The organism is Arthrobacter sp. 08Y14 (assembly GCF_002929455.1).
Lineage (GTDB): Bacteria > Actinomycetota > Actinomycetes > Actinomycetales > Micrococcaceae > Arthrobacter_B > Arthrobacter_B sunyaminii.
The window spans coordinates 1-664 of sequence record NZ_PJIX01000032.1 but is presented as its reverse complement, the minus strand read 5'-3'; the positions used below and the strand labels follow the sequence as shown (position 1 = coordinate 664).

Below are 664 nucleotides of genomic sequence, written 5' to 3'. Positions count from 1 at the left end.
GACGCCGGCAGAAGCCTTCGCCAAGAAGCGCGGCGTCTGCCAGGACTTCAGCCATGTAATGATTGTTGCCCTACGCAGCCTTGGCATTCCCGCCGGCTATGTCAGCGGCTTCCTGCGGACCATTCCGCCGCCGGGCAAGGAGCGCCTGGAAGGCGCAGATGCCATGCATGCCTGGGTCAGGGTCTGGTGCGGCAAGCTGAGCGGCTGGCTGGAACTCGACCCGACCAACGACATCGCCGCCGGCACCGACCATATCGTCGTCGGCTATGGCCGTGACTATGCAGATGTGGCGCCTGTGATCGGCGTCCTGAAGAGTTACGGCAGTCATCAGACAGCACAAGCGGTCGATGTCATCCCGGTCAAGCAGTAGAACCAGTTTCCATCGAATTTTAGCGACCGGATTAAACGGATCGCAATAGGCTTGATCTACAACCATCCAAACGCTGCTTTTGGATGGACATGATGACTACGCCTCACAGCCCCAAGAAATCTTTGATTTCCCGCCTCTGGCACGACCGCGCCGGCAACTTCGGCGTGATTACAGCGGTCATCCTGCCAGTGGCCGCAGCCACAGCCGGTGTCGCGCTGGACTTCAATCAGATGGTGCAGGTCCGGCTTGCTCTGCAGGATTCGGCCGACTCTGCCGTTCTGTCGGCGGCCAATG

The 664-nt window shown here is 60.1% G+C and carries 2 protein-coding genes; both read left to right on the top strand.

The genetic code is table 11. From position 1 onward, the window contains the following. Window positions 1-370 (top strand): transglutaminase family protein (locus CXR03_RS18905; protein ID WP_146070560.1); only part of this gene is annotated, 370 nt, incomplete at its 5' end. A 92-nt stretch (window positions 371-462) separates the two neighbouring features. Then, on the top strand, window positions 463-664 hold a 202-nt coding region (locus tag CXR03_RS18900; RefSeq protein WP_219816283.1), incomplete at its 3' end, for a pilus assembly protein TadG-related protein.